Origin of the sequence: Nocardia nova, assembly GCF_002933465.1 — a bacterium.
In the GTDB taxonomy this organism is placed as follows: domain Bacteria; phylum Actinomycetota; class Actinomycetes; order Mycobacteriales; family Mycobacteriaceae; genus Nocardia; species Nocardia nova_B.
Genome location: NZ_PSZE01000005.1, coordinates 152825 through 177091, shown reverse-complemented (window position 1 = coordinate 177091; position 24267 = coordinate 152825). Strand labels below are relative to the sequence as shown.

The 24267-nt window shown below is 68.3% G+C and carries 22 protein-coding genes and 2 pseudogenes; 10 read left to right on the top strand and 14 right to left on the bottom strand.

All coding sequences use genetic code 11. The annotated features are described in order from the left end of the window. Nucleotides 1-124: 124 nt before the first annotated feature. From C5E41_RS08455 to C5E41_RS08445, 3 genes are read right to left on the bottom strand one after another with little or no spacing between them, the layout of a single operon-like run. Nucleotides 125-508: a cold-shock protein gene (locus C5E41_RS08455; protein ID WP_104375273.1), complete on the bottom strand. Its 384-nt coding sequence runs from the start codon at nt 506-508 to the stop codon at nt 125-127. Nucleotides 509-541: 33 nt separating this feature from the next. After that, nucleotides 542-1648 (bottom strand): SPFH domain-containing protein, encoded by a 1107-nt coding sequence (locus C5E41_RS08450; protein ID WP_104375272.1) that lies wholly within the window; start codon nt 1646-1648, stop codon nt 542-544. A 14-nt stretch (nt 1649-1662) separates the two neighbouring features. Further along, on the bottom strand, nt 1663-1842 hold the full coding sequence (locus tag C5E41_RS08445) for a hypothetical protein (RefSeq protein ID WP_104375271.1): 180 nt from the start codon (nt 1840-1842) through the stop codon (nt 1663-1665). Nucleotides 1843-2095: 253 nt separating this feature from the next. Between C5E41_RS08445 and C5E41_RS08440 the strand changes: the two genes are divergently transcribed. The 4 genes and pseudogenes from C5E41_RS08440 (at nt 2096) to C5E41_RS08420 (ending at nt 5525) form a co-directional block, all read left to right on the top strand. Further along, nucleotides 2096-3637 carry a DHA2 family efflux MFS transporter permease subunit gene (locus tag C5E41_RS08440; protein ID WP_258080837.1) on the top strand — a complete coding sequence of 514 codons (1542 nt, stop codon included), beginning with the start codon at nt 2096-2098 and terminating at the stop codon, nt 3635-3637. Nucleotides 3638-3747: 110 nt separating this feature from the next. Further along, nucleotides 3748-4096 (top strand): annotated as a pseudogene (locus C5E41_RS35705) (Tn3 family transposase); the annotation flags it as partial. 464 nt (nt 4097-4560) lie between these two features. Next, nucleotides 4561-4941, top strand: coding sequence for a hypothetical protein (locus C5E41_RS08425; protein ID WP_104375269.1), 381 nt, complete (start codon nt 4561-4563; stop codon nt 4939-4941). Continuing rightward, complete coding sequence (locus tag C5E41_RS08420) at nt 4938-5525, top strand: hypothetical protein (protein WP_104375268.1); 588 nt, start codon at nt 4938-4940, stop codon at nt 5523-5525. Before C5E41_RS08425 ends, C5E41_RS08420 begins: the two co-directional genes overlap by 4 nt. Nucleotides 5526-5531: 6 nt before the next feature. Here C5E41_RS08420 and C5E41_RS08415 read toward each other — a convergent pair whose 3' ends face one another. After that, the gene (locus tag C5E41_RS08415) at nt 5532-7013 is read right to left on the bottom strand and encodes an MFS transporter (RefSeq protein WP_258080836.1); all 1482 of its coding nucleotides are present in this window, start codon (nt 7011-7013) and stop codon (nt 5532-5534) included. Nucleotides 7014-7066: 53 nt separating this feature from the next. On the opposite strand from C5E41_RS08415, the gene C5E41_RS08410 reads away from it, so the two are divergent. Beyond that, nucleotides 7067-7843, top strand: coding sequence for a TetR/AcrR family transcriptional regulator (locus C5E41_RS08410; protein ID WP_104375267.1), 777 nt, complete (start codon nt 7067-7069; stop codon nt 7841-7843). On the opposite strand, the gene C5E41_RS08405 is transcribed toward C5E41_RS08410, so the two are convergent. The 3 genes from C5E41_RS08405 to C5E41_RS08395 form a co-directional block, all read right to left on the bottom strand. Further along, entirely contained in the window at nt 7825-8424 is a 600-nt protein-coding gene (locus tag C5E41_RS08405; RefSeq protein ID WP_104375266.1) for a dihydrofolate reductase family protein, read from the bottom strand. The two genes, C5E41_RS08410 and C5E41_RS08405, sit on opposite strands and share 19 nt — an antisense overlap. A gap of 90 nt (nt 8425-8514) precedes the next feature. Beyond that, nucleotides 8515-9012 (bottom strand): TetR/AcrR family transcriptional regulator, encoded by a 498-nt coding sequence (locus C5E41_RS08400; RefSeq protein WP_104375265.1) that lies wholly within the window; start codon nt 9010-9012, stop codon nt 8515-8517. 93 nt (nt 9013-9105) lie between these two features. Continuing rightward, the gene (locus C5E41_RS08395; RefSeq protein WP_104375264.1) at nt 9106-10974 is read right to left on the bottom strand and encodes a Na+/H+ antiporter; all 1869 of its coding nucleotides are present in this window, start codon (nt 10972-10974) and stop codon (nt 9106-9108) included. 111 nt (nt 10975-11085) lie between these two features. Here C5E41_RS08395 and C5E41_RS08390 point away from each other — a divergent pair, with 111 nt between their 5' ends. Continuing rightward, complete coding sequence (locus C5E41_RS08390; RefSeq protein WP_104375401.1) at nt 11086-12519, top strand: FtsW/RodA/SpoVE family cell cycle protein; 1434 nt, start codon at nt 11086-11088, stop codon at nt 12517-12519. Nucleotides 12520-12660: 141 nt separating this feature from the next. On the opposite strand, the pseudogene C5E41_RS34895 reads toward C5E41_RS08390, so the two are convergent. The 6 genes and pseudogenes from C5E41_RS34895 to C5E41_RS08360 form a co-directional block, all read right to left on the bottom strand. Beyond that, a pseudogene (locus tag C5E41_RS34895) lies at nt 12661-12801 on the bottom strand (NAD(P)-dependent oxidoreductase); the annotation flags it as partial. A gap of 97 nt (nt 12802-12898) precedes the next feature. After that, complete coding sequence (locus tag C5E41_RS08380) at nt 12899-14227, bottom strand: pyridoxal-phosphate dependent enzyme (RefSeq protein ID WP_104375263.1); 1329 nt, start codon at nt 14225-14227, stop codon at nt 12899-12901. Next, nucleotides 14227-15675: an alanine racemase gene (locus tag C5E41_RS08375; RefSeq protein ID WP_104375262.1), complete on the bottom strand. Its 1449-nt coding sequence runs from the start codon at nt 15673-15675 to the stop codon at nt 14227-14229. Before C5E41_RS08375 ends, C5E41_RS08380 begins: the two co-directional genes overlap by 1 nt. Then, entirely contained in the window at nt 15672-16985 is a 1314-nt protein-coding gene (locus C5E41_RS08370) for a heavy-metal-associated domain-containing protein (RefSeq protein WP_258080835.1), read from the bottom strand. Before C5E41_RS08370 ends, C5E41_RS08375 begins: the two co-directional genes overlap by 4 nt. Beyond that, nucleotides 16982-18403 (bottom strand): aminotransferase class V-fold PLP-dependent enzyme, encoded by a 1422-nt coding sequence (locus C5E41_RS08365; protein ID WP_258080834.1) that lies wholly within the window; start codon nt 18401-18403, stop codon nt 16982-16984. The genes C5E41_RS08370 and C5E41_RS08365 overlap by 4 nt, the downstream gene beginning before the upstream one ends. A 105-nt stretch (nt 18404-18508) precedes the next feature. After that, nucleotides 18509-18889 (bottom strand): DUF2599 domain-containing protein, encoded by a 381-nt coding sequence (locus tag C5E41_RS08360; RefSeq protein WP_104375260.1) that lies wholly within the window; start codon nt 18887-18889, stop codon nt 18509-18511. Between C5E41_RS08360 and C5E41_RS34890 the strand changes: the two genes are divergently transcribed. From C5E41_RS34890 to C5E41_RS08350, 3 genes are all read left to right on the top strand, one after another. After that, nucleotides 18888-19010, top strand: coding sequence for a hypothetical protein (locus tag C5E41_RS34890; RefSeq protein WP_258080833.1), 123 nt, complete (start codon nt 18888-18890; stop codon nt 19008-19010). The two genes, C5E41_RS08360 and C5E41_RS34890, sit on opposite strands and share 2 nt — an antisense overlap. Before the next feature lie 162 nt (nt 19011-19172). Continuing rightward, on the top strand, nt 19173-20261 hold the full coding sequence (locus C5E41_RS08355; protein WP_104375259.1) for a TerD family protein: 1089 nt from the start codon (nt 19173-19175) through the stop codon (nt 20259-20261). Nucleotides 20262-20458: 197 nt separating this feature from the next. Then, complete coding sequence (locus C5E41_RS08350; protein WP_258080832.1) at nt 20459-20938, top strand: hypothetical protein; 480 nt, start codon at nt 20459-20461, stop codon at nt 20936-20938. 55 nt (nt 20939-20993) lie between these two features. Here C5E41_RS08350 and C5E41_RS08345 read toward each other — a convergent pair whose 3' ends face one another. Continuing rightward, entirely contained in the window at nt 20994-22709 is a 1716-nt protein-coding gene (locus C5E41_RS08345) for a GMC oxidoreductase (protein WP_104375258.1), read from the bottom strand. A 452-nt stretch (nt 22710-23161) separates the two neighbouring features. Between C5E41_RS08345 and C5E41_RS08340 the strand changes: the two genes are divergently transcribed. Then, a complete protein-coding gene (locus C5E41_RS08340) occupies nt 23162-23869 on the top strand; it encodes a TetR/AcrR family transcriptional regulator (protein WP_104375257.1) in 708 nt (235 codons plus the stop codon). The last annotated feature ends 398 nt before the right edge of the window (nt 23870-24267 follow it).

Here is a 24267-nt window from a genome sequence, read left to right as displayed (position 1 = left end):
CCTCCTCGGGTCGGTCTCACCCATGCCGACGGTGCGGGCGGGAGAAATTCATCGCCCGGCACCGTCGTCATGATCGTAGGCCGAGAGCCGCCGTGGGTGGTCGCGGGACATTCGCCCGGTCTGCTCAGTTCTCCAGCCAGCCCTGCTGGTCGGCGAATTCGGCGAGCCGGTCGCGGATCGTGATGATCTCGCCGGCGGTGAGGGCGGGGCTGGCGTCGAGCAGCAGTTCGGTGATCAGCCGTTTGTGTTCGGCGGCGGTGAGCTGGCCGGTGCCGCGGCCGCGGTGCCGCGGTGGCGCCGGCGCGCCGCCGACCGCGGTCAGGTTGACCGCCTTGGGTCCTCGATCACCCTCGGTGACCTCGAATTCGAATACTCGCCCCTGACGCAGTTCGTCCTCGTCCAATCCGATGTCGTTCACATGAACGAATACGTCCGGTCCGCCGTCTTCGGGACGGATGAATCCGAACCCCCGAGAACTGTCGAAGGACACCAATTTCCCGATCGACACCTACACCTGCTCCTCATTGCCGTCCGTGTGCGGTCACTCTATCGGTGCCCCGGAGTGGTTGTCGGTGGAAAGAGCCTTTTGCAGTGAGTTGAATACGGTCAGTCCCTGCCCGACCATTCCGTTGACCAATTCGCCGACGCCGTCGGGTCCGTTGAGGACCGTCAGGTTGGCGTTGGACAAGCCGAGCGCCGCCTGTTTGACGATTTCGGGCAGCTGCTCGATCAGCAACTGGTCCAACGCGATCCGGTTGTTGGAGGCCGCGGCCTCGGCCTGGATGCGGGTGCGGTCGGCCTCGGCCTGGGCGAGTACGCGCACGCGTTCGGCTTCGGCTTCGGCGGGTTTGACGACCTCGGCCTGCAGTTGCTGTTCGCGCAGCTGCGCCTCCTTGCGGGCGCGTTCGGCCTGGGCGGTGAGCACTTCCTGCAGGGCGATGGCTTCAGCGAGGGGGCCGGCTTGGCTGGCCTCGGCTTTGGCCTTGTCGATATCGCGCTGGTATTCGGCCTGCAGAATCGCGGTCTGGCGTTGATATTCCGCCTGTTTGCGCAGCGATTCCTGTTCGGCTTCGGCGGCGAGCTGGGCGGCGGCGGCCTGAGCGATCTGGGCGTCGCGCTGAACGGCGGCGTTGTGCGGTGCGGCGAGGGCGGCGATGTAGCCGAGTCCGCCGTCGTCGATGGACTGGATCTGGAACGAGTCGACCCACAGTCCGATATTGCTCATCTCCACCTTGGAGGCGACCAGGACCTCGTCGGCGAGTTTCTGGCGTTCGCGGATGATCTCCTCGACGGTCATGGAACCGACGATCGAGCGCAGGTGGCCGGAGAAGATGCGTCCGGTCAGCACCGACATCTCGCGTTCCTGTTCGGACAGGAATCGTTGTGCGGCGTTGACTACGGACTGGGTGTCGTTGGCGACCTTGAAGGCGATGACCGCGCGCACGTCGAGCTGGATGGCCTGACGGGTGACGCAGCGTTCCTGGATCTCGGATTCGAACATCGCGAGCGACAGGTAGCTGACCTTGCGGAAGAACGGCATCACCCAGGCGCCGTGGCCGGTGATGACGCGGAAGGGGGCGTTGTCCTTGGCGCGGCCGCCGCTGATCAGCATGGCCTCGTCGGGATCGGGCACGTGATAGCCCAGCACTGGTGTCTCCCTTGTTATTTCGTTGTGTCCCCACCCGGCCCGATATCCAGTGGGATCCACTCGACGACATCGACGATCCGGCCGGGATGCACCGCGACCACGAGTACGGTGGTGCCGGCATCCAACGGTTCGGTGGATCGGGCGATGTACAGCTCGGTGCCCCCTCTGATCGCGACCAGGACCTCCCCGAGCATGCCTGCGCCCCGGATCGGCGATGTGAGCCTACCGGTCGAACCGAGTACCGGGTCTTCTATCGCGGGGAACTCCTTGCCGGACAACGAATGAACGGATGGGGACCAATGTAGTGCGCGCGTTCGGACCGTGCCGGGGGGCGGCAAGATAACGATGGAAACGGACGAATCGGGCGCGAAAAGTCGGAGGTTTCGATATGGCCTCCCCTGGGAACAGGGGCTGGTCAAGCGATCGGTCATTTGGCAGGCTGAAGCGGTGACCTCTCCTCCGGATATTCCCGCGGCGACGTCGGATCCCGCTTCCGACAAACTCGATGCCGCGGTGTTCAAGGTCGCCGGGGTGGTCGTGCTCGGCGCGATCATGTCGATCCTGGACGTGACCGTCGTGACCGTCGCACTGCCGACGTTCCAGCACGAATTCGACACCAGCTACGCCATCGCGGCCTGGACGATGACCGGCTACACCCTGGCCCTGGCCAGCGTGATCCCGCTGACGGGATGGGCTGCCGACCGATTCGGCACCAAACGTCTGTACATCCTGGCGCTGACGTTCTTCATCCTCGGTTCGGTGCTGTGCTCCACGGCGTGGAACATCGAGTCGCTCATCGCCTTCCGCGTGGTGCAAGGCCTCGGCGGCGGCATGCTGATGCCGCTGGGTATGACGATCATGACCCACGCGGCCGGACCGCAACGGATCGGTCGCGTGATGGCGGTCCTCGGTGTGCCGATGCTGCTCGGGCCGATTCTCGGGCCCATCCTCGGTGGCTGGCTGATCGGCAGTTTCAGCTGGCACTGGATCTTCCTGATCAACCTGCCCGTCGGTGTGGTCGCGTTGATCCTGGCGGTCGTGGTGCTGCCGCCGGACCGGCCCGAACCGTCGGAATCGTTCGACTTCCTCGGGATGCTGCTCGCGTCACCGGGGTTGGCGCTGTTCCTGTTCGGTGTTTCCTCGATCCCCGAACAGCACACGGTCGCCTCGGCGCGGGTGCTGGTGCCGGCCGCGATCGGCCTGGTGCTGATGGTCGGTTTCGTCTTCCACGCGCTGCGCACCGAACATCCGCTGATCGATTTGCATCTGTTCCGCAATCGCCAGCTGACCGTCGCCGTACTGACCGCGGTGTTCTTCGCGGTGGCGTTCTTCGGCTCCAGTCTGCTGCTGCCCAGCTACCTGCAGCAGGTGCAGGGTAAGTCGACGCTGGCGACCGGATTGCTCATCGCACCACAGGGCTTGGGAGCGATGGTCACGATGCCCATCGGCGGCAAGCTGGTCGACAAGATCGGCCCCGGCAAGGTGGTGATGAGCGGTCTGGCCGTCATCGCGGTGAGCATGCTGTTCTTCACCCAGCTCTCGGCCGATACCTCCCTTCCGCTGATGTGTGTGGCGCTGTTCGTGATGGGGCTGGGCATGGGCTGCACGATGATGCCGACCATGACCGCCGCGATCCAGACGCTGACCCACGCGCAGGTGGCCCGGGGTTCGACGCTGATGAACATCGTCAACCAGGCGGCCGGTTCGATCGGCACGGCGACCATGTCGGTGCTGCTGACCAACATGCTGGAGAACAAACCGCTGGCGCAGGCGGCGATCGGATCGCGGTTCGATCCGACCGCCGCGCAGAAGGTGCCGCCCGAGCAGCTCGACGCCGGTTTCGACCAGGCCGCGACGGCGTACGCGCACACCTACATCGTCGCGCTGGTGCTGGTAGTGGTGACGTTGATCCCGGCTGTGTTCCTGCCGCGCTCCAAACCGAAACTGCCCCAGGAAGGTACTGATGCGCCGGTGCTGATGGGGCACTGACCGGGGACGGCGCGCCGAGCCCTCGTTCGCCCATCGCGTCCGTGCATCGGATGCACGAACGCGCCGCATGCCGTCCGGGCGTGACCTTCAGGTCCGTCCGGGCGGCATGCGATCTGCTCGGGTGGCAGCTCTCGCCCCGGATCGGGGACCTGGGGCGGATCACCCTGTACCGGCCGGGCCCCTCGAGCAGAGGCCGAGGCCCGGTTCCCGCTTGCGGTTCCTCTGCTGACCCGCAAGCTGAATCTGGACCTCATCGCAGAACACTGGGACGATCTGCTGCGGTTGGCCGCTTTGCGGAAGTTCGGGCACGCCACGGCCGCGCTGCTGGCGGGCAAGCTGCCCGCATCCTCGCGGCAGAATGCCCTGGCCGCAGCGTTGAAAGAGTATGGCGCCCTGCGCCGTTCGATCTATGCCGCGAAATACTTGTCTGATCCGGACTACCGGCGGCGCATCGCCCAGACCGAACCGATCGGAAACGTAGGTTCACGAGACATATTCGGCCGTAGCGGGTTTCCGCAGGATAGATCTGTAAAGGTTGCCGTGTACGCGGCAATGTCAACCTGTCGGGGTTCGCAATACGCCCTGATGTTGATGTCCGAACGGACCCGCGACGGCCTGGCCGCCGCTCGCACTCGCGGACGCATTGGCGGGCAGAACCCCAAGCTCGGCCCACGGCAGGTGAAGCTGGCCCGGCAGATGTACGACGAACTCGACGAGGTCGGAAAGCGCCGCTACAGCGTCGACCGGATCGCCGCCGAGTTCGGCGCACCCCGCCGAGACGCCTCGGCGCTGGTCGCTGCTGAATTGCTGTCAACGTTCCGGTGACAGTTGGATCACGTTGGATGAACCCGTGGCGTTTCGAGTTGTACGTTTGAATTCCCAGTTCAAATGCACTGACGAGCGGGTGAACGAAAGGGGCGGTCATGCCGTTGCGCAAGAGTTTGCTGGGATCGCGAACCGGGTCGGTGAGTACGAAAAACGCCACGTCCGTTCGCGTCTCACTGACCCCGGAAGCGTTGACCACCGGTGGGCTGCTGCTCACCGGCGCCGGGCTCGCCCTGCTCGGTCCATTGCTCGCGGCGATGCTGATCCGGGCGAGCGGGGCGGGCCGCACCGACGCGGCGGCGACGACGCCGCTGGTGCTGGCGATGCTCGCCGTGATCGTCGCCGTGGCGGGTGGTTTCGCCCTGTTCGTCTCGGCGTGGCGGCGGGCCCATACTCCGGCGCCGGGGCGGGCGCGCGGCGTGGCCGCGGTGCGGGCGAAATCCGTGCGTTCCGGATTCGACAGTGGCGGTGGACTATGAGTATCGCCGACATCGAACGGGCGCGGCCCGATCGGCTGCGGTGCCGGCAGCTGCGGATGCGGGCCGTGGTCGTGGACGACTCCGGTTGCCGGGACGCGACCGAGGTGCTGCTGGAACGGGCGTATCGCCGCTGGTCGGGCCGCCCGGACTGCGATCATTTCCCCCCTGTGCAGCGCTGGCGAGCCGTCGAGCCGGGGTTTCTGGACGGCGCCGAGCTGCTGCCGGGCTCGCTGATCGGCGCCGCGGCGGCGGGGCACCATCCGCGTATTCGTGATTTGTGGCTGGGGGTGCAGGCCGCGCTCGTGCTGCATTCGGGATGCCCGGCGCTGGTCGAGGAGACGGCTCTGCCGGGCTCGGGCCGCGGGGTGCTGGCGCCGGGGTCGCGGCGTGGTCTGCTCGTCTCGGTCTACGGTCTGCCCGAGGACGATATGACGCTGGCCGAAAGCGTGCTGGCCGGGTATGTGGGGCTGGGCGCGCTGGCGGTGGTGGAACGGTTTTCCCGGTGGTTGCCCGACAATGCCTTGCGGCCACCGGTATCGGTCCACGCGCGTGCCGCGGGGACCGATCCGCGTGCCGTGGCGTGACTGCCTTCAGCTCGCCTGCGCCGGTTCGGGTTGCGCGGCTGGTTGCGTGGCGCGGTGGCGCAGCAGTATCAGGCCCAGCAGGGCGGCCGCGAGGCTGAAACCGGCGCTGATCCACGCCCCGTAGGACATGGCCGTGGTGAACGCCGACTTCGCCGGTTCGTCGAAGCCGAGCGCGAAGGCGTTGCCGATGTTCTCGCGCGCCGCGGCCGGGGCATCGGCGGGCATGTGCGAGGTGAACACCCCCGCCAGCACACTGCCGAGCACCGCGATGCTGACCGCCATTCCGACCTGCTGGATGGTGTCGTTCATCGCCGAGCCGACACCGGCGTGTTCGAGCGGGATCGCGCTCATGATCGCGGCATAGGCCGCGGGACCGGCCAGACCGCCGCCGATACCCATCACCAGCATCGAGGCCAGCACCCATGCGTAGCTGTCGGCGTTGGCGAGGATGACGAACGCCCCGGCCATCACCGCCAAGCCCGCGACGATCAGGGTCTTGTTGCTCAGCTTCTCGCCGAGGGTGGCGCCCAGTCCGTTGCACACAGTCGCCGCCACCGCGTACGGCAGCAGTGCCAGCCCGGCTTTCATAGCGCCGTATCCGAGCACGAACTGCAGGTACTGGGTGAGCATCAGCATCACCGCACCCATGCCGAACACCATCAGCAGCAGTGTCAGGCAGGTGCCGGTGAAGTCGCGATTGCGGAACACCGTCAGCGGCAGCATCGGATGCGGCGAGCGGTACTCCCAGTAGGTGAATCCGGCCGCGGCCACCACCGCGAGCGCGATGACGGGGATGTTCCATTCGCGTTCGATGATCACGTAGACGGTCGCGGTGAGTGCCGTGATCGACAGCAGCACGCCGACCAGATCGACCGGGCGTTGCTGCCCGTAGGTTTCGGGCATCAGTATCACCGCGGCGATGATGGCGACGATCGCGACGGGGATGTTGAGCAGGAAGACCGAACCCCACCAGAAGTGTTGCAGCAGAAAGCCGCCCAGCGTGGGGCCGAGCACGATGCCGACCATCGACACCGTGGACCAGCCGGCCATCGCCTTGCGGCGTTCGTCCTCGTCGAAGGTCGTCATCAGGATCGACAGTGTCGAGGGCATGAGCAGCGATCCGCCGACGCCCATGGCGGCGCGGGCGGCGATCACCTGCCATGGTTCGCCGGCCAGGACGGCCAGCAGCGACGCCGCGCCGAATACCGCGAGTCCGGTGATGAGCATGCGGCGGCGGCCGAACCGGTCGGACAGGCTGCCGGCGGTGAGCAGGAGTCCGGCGAAGACGAGGACGTAGGCGTCGAGGATCCACTGGATGTCGGAGGGGCTCGCGCCGAGTTCCCGGATCAGTGACGGAATCGCCAGGTTGAGGACGGTGCCATCGATCATCAGCACCAGCAGGGACAGGCAGAGCACACCCAGGATCCACCAGCGGCGGGGATCGCGCGGGAGCGCCTCCGCAGATTCTCGTACAGTGTTCGATTTCACTCGAGCAGCGTACGAAAAACTCGAACAGTGTGCGAGGGAATTACAGTGGTGCCGTGACCAAACCGTTCAGCTCGGTGTGGACGCGGCAGGCCCGCCCGCCCAGGAGGTCGGGGCTGACCCGCGATCAGATCGTCGCGGCCACTGTGGAACTGCTCGACGCCGACGGCCTCGAGGCGCTGAGCATGCGCAAACTCGGCGCCCGCCTCAATGCCGGCGCGACGAGTCTCTACTGGTATGTGGCCAACAAGGACGAACTGCTGGAATTGGCGCTCGACGAGGTCTGGGGCCTGGTCGAGACCCCCGATCCCGACCGCACGAGCTGGCGGGAGGTGTTCACCACCTTCGCCTACAGCCTGCGCGCCACGATTCGCTCCCATCCGTGGGCGGCGAGCCTGCTGGGACAGCTGCCCAGCGTCGGACCCAACGCCTTCGCGCTCACCGACCGGCTGCGCCGCACCTGCATGCGGGCCGGATTCGACGGCGCCGACGTCTATTTGGCCACCGCCCTGGTGATGAGTTTCATTCTGGGACAGGTGATTCCGGAGTTGACCTACCGCAAGGCCGTCGGCGGCGAGGTCGACCACCACTCGGTGCTCGCCTCGATGGACCAGCTGGCCGCCGACTATCCGCAATTGCGCGCCGACTACCGCGACGCGCTACCGCAGGATCCGGAAGTGGCGCGAGCGCTTGCCTTCGACTTCGGGCTGGTCTGCGTCTTGGACGGGATGGCCGCGCGCCTGGGCGAAGCGCCCACTGCCGGTCTGGGCCGCCCCGGCTCGGCGCCGAATGCCGAGGAGGCGCACCCCGGAACTCAGCGGCGCACCCGATAACGCAGGTGGGTGACCCGGCTGCCCGCCACGACGACCGGATCCTCCAACAGCTGCGGTGCGACGCCGAGATGATCGAACATCGGTGTGCCGCCGCCGAGCAGCACCGGCACCAGATCGATCCAGATCTCGTCGAGCAGTCCGGCCTCGAGCACCTGGCACGCCATCGTTCCGCCGTTGACGCCTACCGCCCGCCCGTCGGCGAGCGTGGCGGCGCGCTCGACGGCGGCCTCGATGCCGTCGGTGACGAAGGTGAACGGCGCCCCGGGATGCGAGTCGATCCACTCGTGCGGAATATGGTGGGTGACAACGACTATCGGCCGGTCGAACGGATGCACGCCGCCCCAGCCGTCGGTGAGGTCGAACAGCCGGCGCCCGACCACGAACACACCGACCGCGTCGAGATAGGCACCGACATGGTGGTAGTCGACGTCGGTCATCGAGAACCGCAGCTCCGGATGGGTACTGGGGTAGCTCCGGTCACCGGCCTCGTACCACGCGAACAGATGCTCGGATCCGGACTCCTCCGGCCCGGCGATATATCCATCGAGGGACATGCTCGCGCCGCACACCACTGTCGCCATCTGTTCGCTCCTTCGGCTCTCGCGCCGGACTCGGCTCTCACCGAGGCAGACGGCAGCCGCGGCCGCAATTCATCGGCACCGCCCCGGGAGTCAGTCGCGATACATCGACCGGTACGCCCCTATCACCGCGACCAGATGGTCCACCACCTGATCGCGGTCGGCACGCAGGGAGCCGTTGAGCCAGGCCGCGAACAGTCCGGCATTGCCCGAGGCCATGGTGACCGCCGCCATCCGCCGCCGCATCGGATCGTCGATATCGGTGAACAGATGATCCTGGATCAGCCGCGTGAACGTCGGCATGACCGCGATGGTGGTCTGGCCCAAGCGGGTGCTCGAATACGGTTCGACCAGAAGCAGTCGCGATGTGCGGGGATCGGCGAGCACCTTGTCGACCAGCACCGTCGCCAGTTCGCGGTCGCGGTCGGCGGCCGCGGCGAACGAGGTCATCGGTTCGCGGAAGTCGTCGGCGACCTGCCGGTCCAACGCGGCCTCCAGCAACGCGGTCCGACGGGCCTCGCGGCGCTCGGTGAGCGTGGTACCACCCCAGATGCGGGAGTCGTTGCCGGCGGAGTCCTGCCCTGTTCGCACCGTGCCGAGCCTAACGGTTCGCAGGCCGCAGGCCGCGGCGTAATCATGCAGGGCGCACCGTCGGGCTCTGTCGACACCGCACAACGGGTGGGTTCAGCCCAGGATTTCGTCGATATAACACCAGCGCCATTTCTCGCCGGGCTCCACGCTGCGCATCACCGGATGGGTCGTGGCGTGGAAGTGCTTGGTGGCGTGGTTGCCGACCGAGGAATCGCAGCAGGCGATATGCCCGCAGGTCAGGCACATGCGAAGGTGCACCCACGTCAACCCCTCGGCGACGCATTCGGAACAGCAGTCGGGGTGGTCGGGGGTGTGGGTGTGCGGGGCGGCGACCAGATGTTCGCAGCCACCGGAGACCGGGGCCGCGAGCAGTCCGGCGGCCTCGTCGTCATCGGCCTCGCTGATCCGGTCGATCGTGGACTCTTCCAGATCGATCGCGGTCATCACCTGTTCGAGGACTTCGTGGTCGATACCGCCGGCGTCGCGGGCGCGCAGCACCGCCTCGCGTTCGGCGTGCAGCATCACCAGTCGCAGCCGCCGGTATTCGCCGCTGGGGGTAACACGCACCGACTCCGCGCGCCCGAGCTGTTCCCATGCCGCGTGGGTGCGCCGCGCGACCCGGTCACGCAAGCTCGCCACCACCTCGGGTGGGGTTTCGGGCGCGACCGCCTCGTCGAGCGCCTCGAGTCCGGCGGCGGTGGCCTGCTGCAACAGCGCGGCCTCCTGCAGGGCGTCCTCGGCGCGGCTGGGACCGCGCAGTTGCAGCAGCCGCACCAGCGCGGGCAGCGAAATACCTTGCAGCAGTAGTGTTCCGCCGACCACGACGAGGGCGAGCAGTTTCAGTGTCGCCAGCTGCGGGGTGTCGTCGGGCAGCAGGGTGGCCGCGGCCAGAGTGACCACGCCGCGCATCCCGGCCCACGCCACCACCGCGGGACCGGTCCACGTGGGTTTGGGTTTGCCGCGGGGGCGGCTTTCGACGAACCAGGAGAAGTAGGTGGCGGGGAAAACCCAGATCGGGCGCACCACGATGACGGTGACCAGCACGGCGAGGGCGGTGAACACGATGGTGGCGTGGTCGAGTCCGCTGTTCCAGGCGTCGTCGACGATATGGCGGACCTGCAAGCCGATCAGCAGGAATACCGCGCTCTCCAACAGGAATTGGATGGTGCGCCAGTTGGTGCGCTCGGCGACGCGGGAGGCCGCCGACTGCCACACCGGCGCGCCCTGGCCGAGGATCAGACCGCACACCACCACCGCGATGACCCCGGAGGTGTGGGCGGCCTCGGCAGGCAGATACGCCGCGAACGGCGCCAGCAACGACACGCCCGTGTCGAGCACCGGATCGGTGATGCGGCGGCGCACCAACACCAGCACCGCGGCCGCGGCGATGCCGATCACCGCGCCGCCGGCGGCCGCGTAGACGAAGTCGCCGCCGGCCTGCCACACACTGAAACTGCCCGCCATCGCCGCTATCGCGGTGCGCAATGCGACCAGCGCGGTGGCGTCGTTGAACAGCGATTCGCCCTCGAGCAGAGTGACGATGCGCCGCGGCATCCCGACCCGGCGGGCCACCGCGATGGCGGCCACCGCGTCCGGCGGGGCGACGATCGCGCCGAGGGCCACCGCGGCGGCGAACGGTACCGGCAGCAGCTGCCACACCACCGCCGCGACCGCGAAGGTGGTGGCCAGCACCAGGCCGACCGAGAGCAGGGTGATCGAGACCTTCTTCGGTTTGAATTCCAGCAGCGAGGTGCTGATCGAGGCCGTGTACAGCAGCGGGGGCAGCAGACCCAGCAGCACCCACTCCGGATCGATATCGATCTGCGGGACGAACGGCAGGTAGGAGGCGACGACCCCGGCGACGGTGAGCAGCATCGGTTCGGCCATGCCGATCCGGCGGGCCAGCGCCGCCAGCGCGACCGCCACGGCGAGCACGGCCACAACCCCGAACGCGATATGCACCCGCCCATCGTGCCAGTTACGCCTGGTAGCGCGCGCATCCGGGCACCGGGGACGATCCGGACCGGTGCGGCCGGGCGGCGCGCGACGGCGGTGATCCGCATACTGGACACGATGGATGCGCTGCGGACCGGGACGTCGTCGGGACCGATCGTGCGCGGTCGGCCGCGGCGTACGGAATTGATGTTGTGTGCCGCCGCGGTGGTCGTGGTGGGGATCGCGGCGTGGATCATGTCCGCGGCCGCGGGGGGTGACGACGGCCGATCGCTGCAGTGGTCGTTGCTGGTGTTCGCCGCGCTGACGTTGCTGGCGCACCTGGCGGTGCGGCAGTTCGCCGGGAACGCCGACCCGGTGATCCTGCCGTGCGTGGTGCTGCTCAACGGTCTCGGGCTGGTGTTGATCGACCGGCTCGACCGGGCCGAGGCCGCGACCGCCGCCGCCAAGGGCGCAGCCGCGCCGTCCTCGGACGCCGCCCACCAATTGATCTGGACCGCGGCCGGTATCGGGTTGTTCGCGCTCGTGCTGGTGGTGGTGCGCAACCACACGCAGCCGGCGCGCTACGCCTACACGTGCGGGCTGGCGGGTGTGGTGGCGTTGCTGATCCCGGCGGTGCTGCCCGCTCGGTTCAGCGAGGTCAACGGCGGTAAGAGCTGGATCCTGTTCTCCGGGTTCTCGATTCAGCCCGGCGAATTCGCCAAGGTGCTGTTGCTGATCTTCGTGGCGGCATTCCTGGTGACCAACCGCGACCTGTTCGGCGCGGCCGGGCGGCGGGTGCTGGGTTTCACGGTGCCGCGGCTGCGCGATCTGGGGCCGCTGCTGGTGGTGACATTCGTGTCGGTGCTGGTACTGGTGTACGAGAAGAATCTGGGGTTCTCGCTGCTGGTGTTCGGCACGGTGCTGGCGATGGTGTATATCGCGACGGGGCGCGCGTCGTGGCTGCTGATCGGCGTGGCGATGTTCGCGGTCGGCGCGGTGGTCGCCTACCACCTGTTCGCGCACGTGCGGGTGCGCGTGCGGGTCTGGGAGGATCCGATGGCCACCTATTACACCAACGGCTACCAGATCGCGCAGGGATTGTTCGGGCTGGGAACCGGCGGGCTGTGGGGGACCGGGCTCGGGGCGGGACGGCCGCAGGAGGTGCCGTTCGCCAAAACCGACTTCATCATCTCCACCATCGGCGAGGAGTTGGGGTTGTTCGGGCTGACGGCGGTGATTCTGCTGTTCGGGGTGATCACCGTGCGCGGCTTCGCCGCAGCCCTGGCGACGCGGGACGCGTTCGGGAAACTGCTGGGTGGCGGGCTCGCGTTCTCGGTGGGCTGGCAGTTGTTCGTCGTCGTGGGCGGTGTGACGAAGCTGATTCCGCTGACCGGTCTGACCACGCCGTTCATGTCCTATGGCGGATCGTCGCTGCTGGCCAACTACGTGATCATGGCACTGCTGATCCGCATCTCCCACGACGGGCGCACCCAGGCCGCACCGGCCGCGCCCCCACCGGCACCGATCGCCGAGGCCATGACCGAACACATCCGCCGGCCGCGCTCACGATGACAACCGTTGCGCGGCACCGACTCGCGGCGCACGATCACCTCGTGCGCTCAGCGAACGAGGTTGTCCGGAAGCCGGCCCGTGAGGAACCGCTCGATCTGGGTGGCGACCACGGCGTAGGCACGGGTCGTGCTGTGGCTGCCCGGTGCCCGCGGCGTGCGGGGTGAGAAACAGCCCCGGCGCACCCCACAGCGGATGATCCGGCGGCAGCGGTTCGGGATCGGTGACATCGAGCGCGGCGCGCGGCCGATGCGAATACAGTTCGGCGACAAGGGCTTCGGTGTCGAATCAGCACTCGCGCCGCCTTGGCGCCGGGTGGCAACCCATGGTGGCGGTGGGAAGGCGGCAGGTGGGCAGGTGGGCAGTGCCCGGCCACCGGCGCTCAGATCGCCGGTGGCGCAGCACTTTCCAGCTCGAACCCGGCATCGCGCCAGGCTACGATGCCGCCCGCGAGGCTTGCCGCATCGTAGCCCGCGCGGGCGGCCGTGGCGGCGAAGCGGCGGGACAGATCACCCACCGGGCAGACGAATACCACCGGGCGCGAACGGGAGAACGGCACCCCGTGGGCGAACATGTCGTCGAGCTGGTCGTCGCGAATATTGATCGCGCCCGGGATGTGCCCGATCCGATAAGCCATCGCGCCGCGGGTGTCGACGATCGTCGGGCGGCTCGTGGCGTCGAGCTCACGCAACTGGTCGGCCGAGAGTTCGCGGACGGTGTCCAGTTCGGCGTCGGTGGGAGCCGTCACAGCGGAACCCGTGCGGCCGAACAGGTCGGGGCGCCGTTTCTTGATGTAGGACAGATACGGTTCGATGCGGTCGCACACGATCAGCACCGCCACGATCGGGGTCGGCCGCGGCGGCAGCTCGCGCAACACCTCCAGCGCGGCGGCGTATCCGGCGCCGCTGGTGGGGCCGGCGAGAATGCCGTAGCCGGTGGCCAATTCGAGGGTGGCCTCGATCGCCCGGGCCGCATTGATCGTCACGATCCGGTCGTAGAACTCCGGCTGGAACAGCCCCACATCCCACATCTCGGTTTCCGACCGGATGCCGGGAATGAAGTCCCCGCGTTGCGACACCACCGCGATCGTATGTAGGTCCGGGTGATGTTTGCGCAGATAGGTGGCGGTGCCGCGGGTGGAGCCGGTGGTGCCGAGCCCGCCGATGAGGTAGTCGGCGCCCACGCCGGCCGCGGCCAGGTCCTCGTGGATCTCGCGCCCGGTGCCGTGGTAGTGCGCGTCGATGTTCTTCTCGTTGGTGTATTGCGAGGGATGATGGTAGGCGCCGGGATTCTTGGCCATCGTCGTCTCGATCACCGAGTACACGTCGTTGGGTGTGGTCGGATCCGGGCATTCCGACAGTCCCGGCAGCTCCTCGATCCGCGTGCCGAACAGTTGCAGCAGATCGCGCACCTCGTCGACCTTGATCCGGTTGGTCACCGCGTGCAGGCCCACACCGTGGCGGGCGCCCAGCAGCCGCAGCGCCTTGGCGGTGTTGCCGCTGGAGGCCTCGATGAGTGTCTGCCCGCGCGCGGTGATCTCGTCGAGCTCGTCGCGGATCATGCCCCAGGCGACGCGGTCCTTCACCGAACCGAACGGGTTGTAGAACTCGAGTTTGGCATACAGTTCCACTCCGGGCAGCCGGTGCACGGCCGGGTCCAAGCGCAGCAGCGGCGTATCGCCGATCAGATCGGTGATGTCGTCGTAGCGCATCACTGCCTCCCGGGGCGGTAGTCGGCGTCGGGCACCACGTGGAAGCCGTCGTCGCGGTAATCGACGGCCAATTTCGGCGGCAGGGGATGCATCGATGCGCGCGCCGCTGACAAATCCATGTGATAGGCGCCGGTGTTCGGGAAGACCAGCAGATCACCGGGCTGTGGCAGGCGCGGCAACCACACCTTGTGATTGCTGATCAGGTCGCGTTCCAGGCACAGGTGCCCGCCGATGTACACCCCGACCGGCCCGCCGGGATCCTCGGCGGGGCGGTCGCCGGATTCGGGTCCGGGCAGCAGCAGCGGATCCACCATCACCTCCTGGTCGGCGGGCGTGATCGTGTCACGCCCGATATCGACGGTCACCATCGTGCTGCCGTCGGCCGTGCGCTTGACGAATTCCACTCCCGCTACCGTGATCCCGGCATGATCGGCCAAAGCCTTCCCCGGTTCGCACCACAGTTCCAGCAGGTTGTCGGCGAGTACCCGGGCCAGCGGTTGCCCGCCGTGAGCGGCCAGTGGCGCATTGAGCAGGTCGTCGAGCATCCGCGGCCCCGACATCGTGTTGGCGTATTTGTGGAAGATCGGGATACCGTGCGTGCTGGTGTCGTCGATCGTGTATCCGAAGGTGTTGCCGGCCCAGCTCATCGGCTCCCCGCGCCCGACGAGCGATTCGCGCAGCGCCAGCACGTAGCGGTCGAAGCGGTCGGCGTCGGCGGTGAACACCTGCCGGAACCCGCCGCCGATATCGAGCACCGAGGGCGCGTGGCCGTGGGCGTAGGCGCGTTCGATCCAGCCCAGGCACGCCTCCACCGCCCGTACCCGTTCACCGATATCCCCGGAATCGAGATGGAAGGCGAAGCCGCGCAGGATGATTCGATCTCGCCGCGCGGCCAGCAGCGCCAGTTGTTCGGCCACCTCGTCGGGGCCGATGCCGAATCGGCTCACCGCCACCCGACCGCCGGGGCCGGGGAATCCGCTCAGCCGCAACAGCACCGGGATCGGCGCGGACGGGGCGGCCAGATCGGCCAGCTCGCGCAATTCCCACGGATTATCCACGTTCACCGTCACACCGGAACCGGCGAGTGCGGTCAGCAGGCGCCTGCCTTTCGGTCCGGTCACCTCGATATCGCCGGGCGCGAACCCGGCCTCGCGGGCCGCGGCGAGTTCCTGCGCCGAGGCCACATCGACGCCGATACCGGCCCGGTGCGCGGTAGTCAGTAACGCTCTCGAATGGTTCACCTTGTGCGCGTAGCAGATCCGATGCCGTAGCCGATGCCGCACCGGCACGGCCCGCAATCGTCGCAGGTTGTCGAGATAGACCTGTGGGAACAGCAGATGCGCCGGTGTGCCGAACCGGGCGACGGCCGCGGTGAGGGCGTGCGGGCAGTCGAGGTAAGCGCGGACCAGGGGGTGCAGCAGCGCCGGTAACGCGGGAGGTGTGCTCATCCCGCCGGGTCCGGGGCCGCGAGGGTCGGGTTGTAGCCGCTGTCGCGCAGCGCTTCGAAGGCCCGGTGCCGGTTGCGGGCACTGCGGAATTCGGCGCGCACCCGCTTGCTGATCAGATCGATCTCGTGCACCGTGATCTGCATCGATTCCAGCACGCCGCCGATGGTGCGCACACAATGTTTGCAGTTCATATCCGGCACATAGAACAGATGGTCGGGCGCACCCGCGAGATCGGCTGTCGCGTCGGGTGTTTCGTCGATGTCGAGGCCGGCCACGGTGTGAGTGAACAGGTCCACGAACCGATCGACCACCTCGGGCAGCAGACTGTAGTGTTCGCCATCGATGCGATGCGGCATCGCGGCCAGGCACGCTGGACGCACGCCCGCCGGCAGCAGTGCGTATTGGCGCGAGATGAGGTCGAGTTCGTCGTGATATCGGCCGATGGCCGCCTCCACCGACAGGCCCTCCTCGGTCGTGGCGCGTCGCATCACGGTGTGCGCGTCGTGGATGGTGGCGTCCTTCATCACGCGCAGGGTGGCGATCGTGTCGGCGGTGTAGCGGACGGTGCCGTCGGGCTGGGTGTCGAAGGCGGCCGCGATCATGCCGCGCCGATAGGTGGAGGCCTGCTGCTCCCAGTACCAACGGGTGGCGACCGCGGCGAAAATGCCGGAATCGCGCAATCCGCAGGCGAATTCGGTGGCGGTCCGATACGGAGTCGTGCCGGCCAGCAGCGCGTGCTGTGCCAACGCCCGGCCGGTTGCTTCGATCCCGACGCGGAAGATGTCGATCGGATCCTGATCGGTGGTGGTCGCGCCCAACACCGCGCGATCGTGCGGGGTGAGCGCCGCAATCCGTTCGGCCAGTGCGGTATCGGCCTCGAGGCTGTGCCACAGGGCGAGCACGGTTTCGCGGACCGCGACCGGAACGATCGGCCCGAGCCCGCCGGTGCGGACATGGCCGGTGTTGGGTATTCCGTCGCTGTCGGTCCACACCACCCGGTGGGTGGCGCTGGTGACCTGATCGGCGCGGCACGGGCGCATGAACGATTCCAGATATAGCCGCTGTGACAGCGTCAGGTGGCTGCCCGGTTCGGGTCGCAGCGGTGTGCGGGTCACCGCGATGGTGTGCGCCGCGGTGGGTGCGGCGGCGGTGAACAGGCCGGGACGGGCCAGTTCGGCGAGGATCCGGGACGCGCCGCGGCGATCGTAATCCGATGCGCTGCTGTGCGGTGCACTGCCGGGGTCGGCCCCGGACTCCGGGCCGGGTTCGGCGGCGGAGACGGCTGCGGCGGTTTCGCGGCGTGTGGTCATCGGACCTCCGTGGCGATGGTGGTGAGGCAACCGAGGAAGCGGTCGATCTCCTCGGCCGTGGTGTAGACATGGGTACTCACACGCACCGAATCAGCTTCGGCCGCAACTACTTCGGCGTTCTCGCCAGCGGTGTCGGCGGGGACGCAGTGCGCCCCGGTGCGCACCAGGAAACCCAGTTCCGCGAGCACGAATCCGAGGTCGGTGGCGGTGATCCCGTCGAGGGTGAACGACACGATGCCGTACCCGGTATCGCAGGGGGCGTGCCCAGGGCCGGGCAGCAGGCGCAGCCCAGGTAGTGCGCGCATGCCGTCGACAAGGCGGCGGGTCAGCATCCGGTTGTGCCGTTCGATGGTGTCGATGCCGATGGAGTCGAGTACCCGGAGGGCGGCGCCGAGGGCCAGGATACCCGGGATGTTGTGGGTTCCGCCTTCGAGCCGATGCGGCATCCGAGCCGGCAACAGCGCCGAATCCCGCACGCTGACACCGGAGTTGCCGCCCGGCAGGAACGGGCTCAGCTGGTCGTGGACGCGGCGGTGGCAGAACAGCACCCCCGTGCCGGGCGCGGCGAACATCTTGTGCGCCGACAGCACCGCGAAATCCGCGCCCAGCTCACGCACGTCGATCGGGATGTGCCCAGCGCTCTGGCTGCAGTCGAAACACACCGCCACCCGGGCGTCGATGCGGTCGCGCAGCTCTTCGAGGGTGTTGCGCGCGCCGTAGACGTGGTGCAGGTGGCTGAGGGTCAGCAGCCGGGTGCGCGGCCCGAGTTTGGCGGCGATGTCGTCGATATCGGCCTCGCCCAGTGCGGTGGTCCGGTAGGGGACCAGCCGCAGACGGCGGCCGAAGTGGGCGAGTGTGGCCCGCAGTTGCAGCCACGGATACACGTTGGAGGCGTGATCGCGTGGGCTGTAGAGGATTTCGTCACCGTCGGCGAGGGTGGTCAGCCCCCAGGCGAGGGCGATCGCGTTGAGGCCTGCCGTGGCGCCGGCGGTGAACACCACCTCGTCCGGGTCGGCGTGCAGGAAGCGGGCGGTATCGGCGCGGACCCCTTCGATCGCACGGGTCAGCGTCGTCGCCCACGGGTAGGTGCCGCGACCGGAATTGGCGGTGTGGTGGCGGTGATAGCCCTCGATCGCCTCGATCACCGGCAGCGGTTTCTGTGTGGTCGCGGCGCTGTCCAGATAGACCGGTCCGTCGTCGGCGAGCGCCGGGAAGAGGTCGCGGACGGCGTGCGGGCCGGTGGCCGCTCCGGCCGCGCGGGACGGCTCACACGCAGGAGGTGAAGGGATGCGGGCGGTGGTGCGCGCGGGAGTGTGCGCGGCGGCCGGGGCGCTCGCCGGGTGGGCGCGCGCGGGCCGAGGGGTCGGCGACCGCAACGTGACGCTCCCTTCGGCTCGTACGCTGGCGACCACATCCACGATACCTATGGTCGCGGTCGTCTTCGAAGCCGATCGCGGACAACGCATTTCACCGGACAATCGCCCAGGAGCGCGAATCGTGGTCGGAGCAGGCCGGTTTCGCGGTCAGTTACCCGCCGGATCGGGACCGCCGGGATTGCACATCGCCTGGACGGTGGCCTGATAGCCGACGGCCGGCCGCCACGGTTCCAGATTCCAGCTCGGCTTGTTCGGTGCGACCATCCGCGCCCACACCCAATGGCATTGGAACTGGTCGTACATGCCCGGCGAATCGGCGTCGGGGGAGTCGGCGAGCACTTCCGACCAGGCACGGTCCAGGGCGGCGGGGAATTGGTCGGCGCGACCGGCGGCGGTGGGGTAGACGTGCAGGCGGCGGCCGTCGGGGTCGTCGGTCCATTCGGTGTGATCGATCAGCGGGCTGCCGGCGAACGGATCGGTGGTGGGTTCTGCGGGCGGCGTGCGTGTCGGTGCCGCAACGGTGCGCATGGCAGTGGTCGTGGTTGCGGGCGCGGGGGATTCGGTGCTCGCCGAGTCGTCGCTGCCGCATCCGGCGACCGCGAGCACTGCCGACACCACCGCGGCCACCGTGGCCCGTCGCGACCCGTGACCGGGTGCCCGTCGCGCCCCCGACCTCATCCGCGTCCCTTTCGACGTCGCAATCCACCGTCGCCGCTCACGCTACCCGCCACGCCCGGGCGCACCGGAATCGGCGGGGCCGGTGCGCCCGTGTTGCCCCGAATACCGCCGGAACTCGACGTAGAGTGGGAGGGTGGCCGCTCAGTTGACCAAGGGACAGGTGGATCGTCTGACCCACGACGAGGTCGTCGTATCCGTCCGGCACAGCGAACCCGTCGATGTCTCGGCGCTGCTGCTGAATTCGGCCGGCAGGGTCCGTGACGAAACCGATCTGATCTTCTACAACCAGCCCGCCGCGCACGGCGTGCGCCTGGCTTCCGGTCGGCCGGAGTTGTCGATCGGATTGCGTTCGCTCCCAACGGAAATCGAGCATGTGCGGATCGTGGCCTCGCTCGAGGAGCAGCAGGATCGCTTCGGCGACTACGCGCCGCCGCAGCTGATCGTGGCCGATCCGAGCGGAAATGCGGTGTACGAGTACACCGTCGACGGCCTGGGTGAGGAGCCGGCGGTGATCGTCGCCGATCTGGACCGTGTCGGCAGCACCTGGCAGGTGCGCCCGCTCGGGCACGGATTCCCGGCCGGGTTCGCGGCGCTGGTGACCGCGCACGGTGTCGCCGTGGGTGGCGGGGCGGACGAGTTGCCCTATCGCGGACCGGCGGTGCTGGCCCCCGGCCAGGAGGTGGCGCTCAGCCAGATCCGCAAGGGTGAGCTGTCGATGGTGAAGATGGGTGTCGGGTGGGATCCGATGAAGGTGCACGGCCCGCGCGGGCTGCGCGCCCTCGAGATCGACCTGGACGCCTCGGCGCTGCTGTTCGTCGGGCAGACGCTCGTGGATGTGGCTTTCTACCAGCAGCTTTCCTCCCGTGACGGTGCGGTGCGTCACTCCGGGGACAACCTGACCGGCGACGGTAAAGGCGACGACGAGGTCATCACCGTGGACCTGGCCCGGCTGCCGGCGCAGGTGACGTCGGTGGTCTTCGTGGTCACCTCGTATGCGGGGCATACCTTCGAGCGCATCCGAAACGGCTACTGGCGCATGATCGACGGTTCCTCGACCGCCGAGCTGGCGCGGGGCAATCTGCGCGGCGGCGGGCCGCACACCGGCATGGTGGTGGCGAAGGTGTATCGCGACGGCGATGTGTGGCGGGTGGCCTCGATCGGCGCCCCGATCCAGGCTGGGCATCCGGTGGAGGCCGTCCCGCAGGTCATACCGACGCTGTGAGCGGCGCCGCGAGCCCGTGGTTTGCCAGGGCTGGTGTGCGCGGCCCCGCGTCCCTACTATGACCTCTCGCGGGACCGGCCCAGGAAAGCGGGGGCTTGTCCGGCACAATCGGTACCTGGATGGTGGCGGTACCCATCGGCTGTGCCCCGCGGGTGTGGCCGATGTGGGTGTTGAGGAGAGTGGACCGTAGGGGCGAGATGACAGCACCGGCAGTGAAATGTCTTGTCTGGGAACTGGACAACACCATGTGGGACGGTGTGGTCTGTGATTCGACCAGTGGTGCACTGCGCCCGGACGCGGTGCGGGCGCTGCATACGCTGACCGGCCGGGGCGTGATGCACGCCGTGGCCAGCCGCGGCGAATGGTCCTGGACGACCGACAAATTGGATCGTCACGGCCTGCACGGGCTGTTCGCCGCCGTCGAGGTCGGGTGGGGGCGCAAATCGGCGGCGATCACGCGGATCGCGGCACAATTGCGGATCGAACTCGACGCGATCGGCTACATCGACGCCGAGGCCATGGAACGCAGCGAGGTCGCCCACGCGCTACCGCAGGTGCGCTGCTATGCCGGGCGGCACGTGGATGTGCTCACCGCGCTGCAGGAATTCCGGGCGCCGCTGACGTCGGCGCCGCCGCCGACCTCGCCGATGGGCTTCGCTCACATCTCCGCGAACTGAACCGGCCGCCGCGGCGAGACGTCGCCACGGCGGCCGGATCGCAGGTGCGGGTCAATCAGGCGCTGTCGCGCTTGATTTCGACGATCGGCAACACCAGCGCCGCCGGCGCCGAGGCCGGAACCACCGGCTGCCGCGGCGCGACCGGGGAAATGCGCTGGTAAGGGCTGCCCTGCGGCGGGCGGGTGTCCTGTTCGCCCTTGTTCGGCCACAGTGCGGCCGCACGTTCGGCCTGCGCGGTGATCGTCAGCGACGGGTTCACACCGAGATTCGCCGACACCGCCGCGCCGTCGACCACACTGAGCGTCGGATAGCCGTAGACGCGATGGTAGGGGTCGATGACACCGTGGTCGGCGTCGGCGCCGATTACCGCACCGCCCAGGAAGTGGGCGGTCAGCGGAATGTTGAACACCTCGCCCCACGTGCCGCCCGCGGTTCCGCCGATCTTCTCCGCCACGCGGCGGGTCACATCGTTGCCGGCGGGGATCCAGGTCGGATTCGGTTCGCCGTGGCCCTGTTTGGAGGTCAGCTTGCGGCCGAACACCCCGCGCTTGGTGTAGGTGGTGATGGAGTTGTCCAGATGCTGCATCACCAGCGAGATGACCGTGCGTTCGCTCCAGTTGCGCACGCTGAGCATCCGCAGCAGGGTCAGTGGATGGCGCAGCACTTCCAGCAAGAAACGCATCCAGCGCGGGATCTGGCCGCCGCCGTCGACCATCAGCGTCTGCAGCAGGCCCATCGAATTGGATCCCTTGCCGTAGCGGACCGGTTCGATGTGGGTGTCGGGGGTGGGGTGGATGGAGGAGGTGATGGCCACACCGCGGGTGAAGTCGCGGTCGGGATCCACCGTCGGGGTGGCCGCGCCCAGAATGGATTCGGAGTTGGTGCGGGTCAGCTCGCCCAGCCGCGGCGACAGCTGCGTCAGAATTCCCTTGTCGCGCATGTCGAACAGCAGCTTCTGGGTGCCGCGAGTGCCGGCGGCGAGGACGACGTGTCCGGCGGTGTAGGAGGCCGGTGATCTGCGGATCTTCGCGCCGGTGCGGCGGGTGTCGACCTGCCAGCTGCCGTCGGGCAGCGGGCGCACCGCGGTGACCGTGGTCAGCGGCAGCACCTGCGCACCCGCCTGCTCGGCCAGATACAGGTAGTTCTTCACCAGCGTGTTCTTGGCGCCGTGACGGCAGCCGGTCATGCATTCGCCGCACTCGAGGCAGCCGGTGCGCTGCGGGCCGACACCGCCGAAATACGGGTCGTCCACGGTTTTTCCGGGCTCGCCGAAGAACACGCCGACCGGGGTCTGCACGAAGGTGTCACCGACACCCATGTCGTCGGCGACCTGTTTGAACACCTCGTCGGCGGGGGTGATGTGCGGATTACGCACCACGCCCAGCATTTTGGTGGCCTGCTCGTAGTAAGGGGTCAGTTCGGCGCGCCAGTCGGTGATGTCGCGCCACTGGTTGTCCTGGAAGAACGGCTCCGGCGGGACATAGAGGGTGTTGGCGTAATTGAGCGAGCCGCCACCCACACCGGCGCCGCCGAGGATCAGCACATCGCGCAGCAGGTGGATGCGCTGGATGCCGTAGCAGCCCAGGGCGGGCGCCCACAGGAATTTGCGGAGGTTCCAGCTGGTTTCGGGCAGTTCGTCGTCGGCGAAGCGGCGACCGGCCTCGAGGATGCCGACCCGGTACCCCTTCTCGACCAGGCGCAGCGCGGTGACGCTGCCGCCGAATCCGGAGCCGACGATCAGGATGTCGAAATCGGTGTCGCGCGCGGTCATGGCCGCTCCTGCGGGGTGCGGGCCACCCGCAACCGGTCGGCCCCGTGAACGGGCTGCGCATGGTGTCTCATCGGGCCTCCGTGAGTGTGTGTCGCCGGTGACGAATATCAACGCTACTACCGAGTATTTTAGGTGTGTCCCTCGGTATCTCTAAACGATGTCACGCCTGGTCATCGCGCGGGCCGAGGGAAAAATCGGCGCATGACCGGAGGGTCGGCGCGGCAGGGCCGGCTGGAGGGCGGCCCGGGTCGGCGGCGACGGCGCGGCGAGTGGCGATCTCGAATCGATCAGGTGTCGATCTCCTCGCTTCTGGTCGTCGGCCGGGCGGCCGGACACGCTTATTACCGGCGGGTAACAGTAATCTGCCTCACGATTCGTGACAAGTGCGACACTCATCGACAGATCGCCGATCACTCTGGTAAGCACCGCTCTCTGTATGGCAGGCTGGGGGCATGAGCACTCCTCGATCCCGCGCCCGCGCCCGCACGATGGACGAGATCGTGCGCATCGGCCGCGAGCATCTGGCCGTGCACGGCGCCGCGGCGCTGTCGCTGCGCGCTGTCGCCCGCGACCTCGGCGTCGTCTCCTCGGCGGTATACCGCTACGTGCGCAGCCGCGACGAATTGCTGACCATGCTCGTCGTCGACGGCTACACCGAACTGGCCGACGCCGTGGACGCCGCCCTGGCCGGCGCACCCGCCGACGGTGCTGCCCGGCTGCGGGTGCTGGCCCACGCCGTGCGCGACTGGGCGCTGGCCGAACCGGCCCGCTACGGCCTGCTGTTCGGCACCCCCGTTCCCGGCTACGACGCACCCGCCCAGGAGACGACCGCCCCCGGCACCCGGGTGATCGGATCACTGCTGGCCATCGTCGAAACCGCTTGCCGCACAGGAGAGCTCGCTACGCCCGATCCTGTCCCGGCGACCCCGGCCGATCTGGCCGCCGATATCGAACGCATCCGGGCCGAATTCGGGCTGGAGCTGCCGGACTGGGCGATGGTACGCACGCTGACGGTGTGGACCGGCCTGTTCGGCGCGGTGAGCTTCGACGTGTTCGACATGTACGGCGCGCAGACCTTCACCGACCGCGCCCAGGTTTTCGACATCCACCTGGACAATCTGTGCGCGATCCTCGGATTCCGCGCTGCCCCAGCGGACTAGCCTGCGCGGCGGGTATGCATTCGTTACCGCCATCGTGCAGGATGTCACAACCCGATAAAGCTCATTCTCAGCTTTCCCATATCCGGGAATGAAAGACTGAACGGCGAAATGAACGACGAAACCGAACCGATCCCGGTGGTGGATCCCCGCGGCGGCAGCGGCCGATCGCGGCACGCGCGACCTGACGACGAGTCGCCGCACGATCGGTCCGGTCGACATAGCGCCCGCACGGTCCGGGCGGCCACCCCGCCCTGGAGCCGCAGCGTGGCAACACCCGCGGACCAGCTCGACAGCGAACGCACCCGCCGAGCAGCCCCGCCGCCGTCGCACCGTCCGGGACGGCGGGAACCATCCGCCGCCGACGAACCGAGCCCCCGGCGTCGTCCCGCACCCGCGCA

Bases quoted from the DNA above. Each gene is read 5' to 3' on its own strand.
- C5E41_RS08360 (WP_104375260.1), bottom strand. From the start codon at position 18,889: ATGCGCACCGTTGCGGCACCGACACGCACGCCGCCCGCAGAACCCACC.
- C5E41_RS08375 (WP_104375262.1), bottom strand. From the start codon at position 15,675: ATGAGCACACCTCCCGCGTTACCGGCGCTGCTGCACCCCCTGGTCCGC.
- C5E41_RS08345 (WP_104375258.1), bottom strand. From the start codon at position 22,709: ATGACCGCGCGCGACACCGATTTCGACATCCTGATCGTCGGCTCCGGA.
- C5E41_RS08340 (WP_104375257.1), top strand. From the start codon at position 23,162: ATGAGCACTCCTCGATCCCGCGCCCGCGCCCGCACGATGGACGAGATC.
- C5E41_RS08425 (WP_104375269.1), top strand. From the start codon at position 4,561: ATGCCGTTGCGCAAGAGTTTGCTGGGATCGCGAACCGGGTCGGTGAGT.
- C5E41_RS08390 (WP_104375401.1), top strand. From the start codon at position 11,086: ATGGATGCGCTGCGGACCGGGACGTCGTCGGGACCGATCGTGCGCGGT.
- C5E41_RS34890 (WP_258080833.1), top strand. From the start codon at position 18,888: ATGGCAGTGGTCGTGGTTGCGGGCGCGGGGGATTCGGTGCTCGCCGAG.
- C5E41_RS08405 (WP_104375266.1), bottom strand. From the start codon at position 8,424: ATGGCGACAGTGGTGTGCGGCGCGAGCATGTCCCTCGATGGATATATC.
- C5E41_RS08350 (WP_258080832.1), top strand. From the start codon at position 20,459: ATGACAGCACCGGCAGTGAAATGTCTTGTCTGGGAACTGGACAACACC.
- C5E41_RS08370 (WP_258080835.1), bottom strand. From the start codon at position 16,985: ATGACCACACGCCGCGAAACCGCCGCAGCCGTCTCCGCCGCCGAACCC.
- C5E41_RS08445 (WP_104375271.1), bottom strand. From the start codon at position 1,842: ATGCTCGGGGAGGTCCTGGTCGCGATCAGAGGGGGCACCGAGCTGTAC.
- C5E41_RS08380 (WP_104375263.1), bottom strand. From the start codon at position 14,227: ATGCGCTACGACGACATCACCGATCTGATCGGCGATACGCCGCTGCTG.
- C5E41_RS08420 (WP_104375268.1), top strand. From the start codon at position 4,938: ATGAGTATCGCCGACATCGAACGGGCGCGGCCCGATCGGCTGCGGTGC.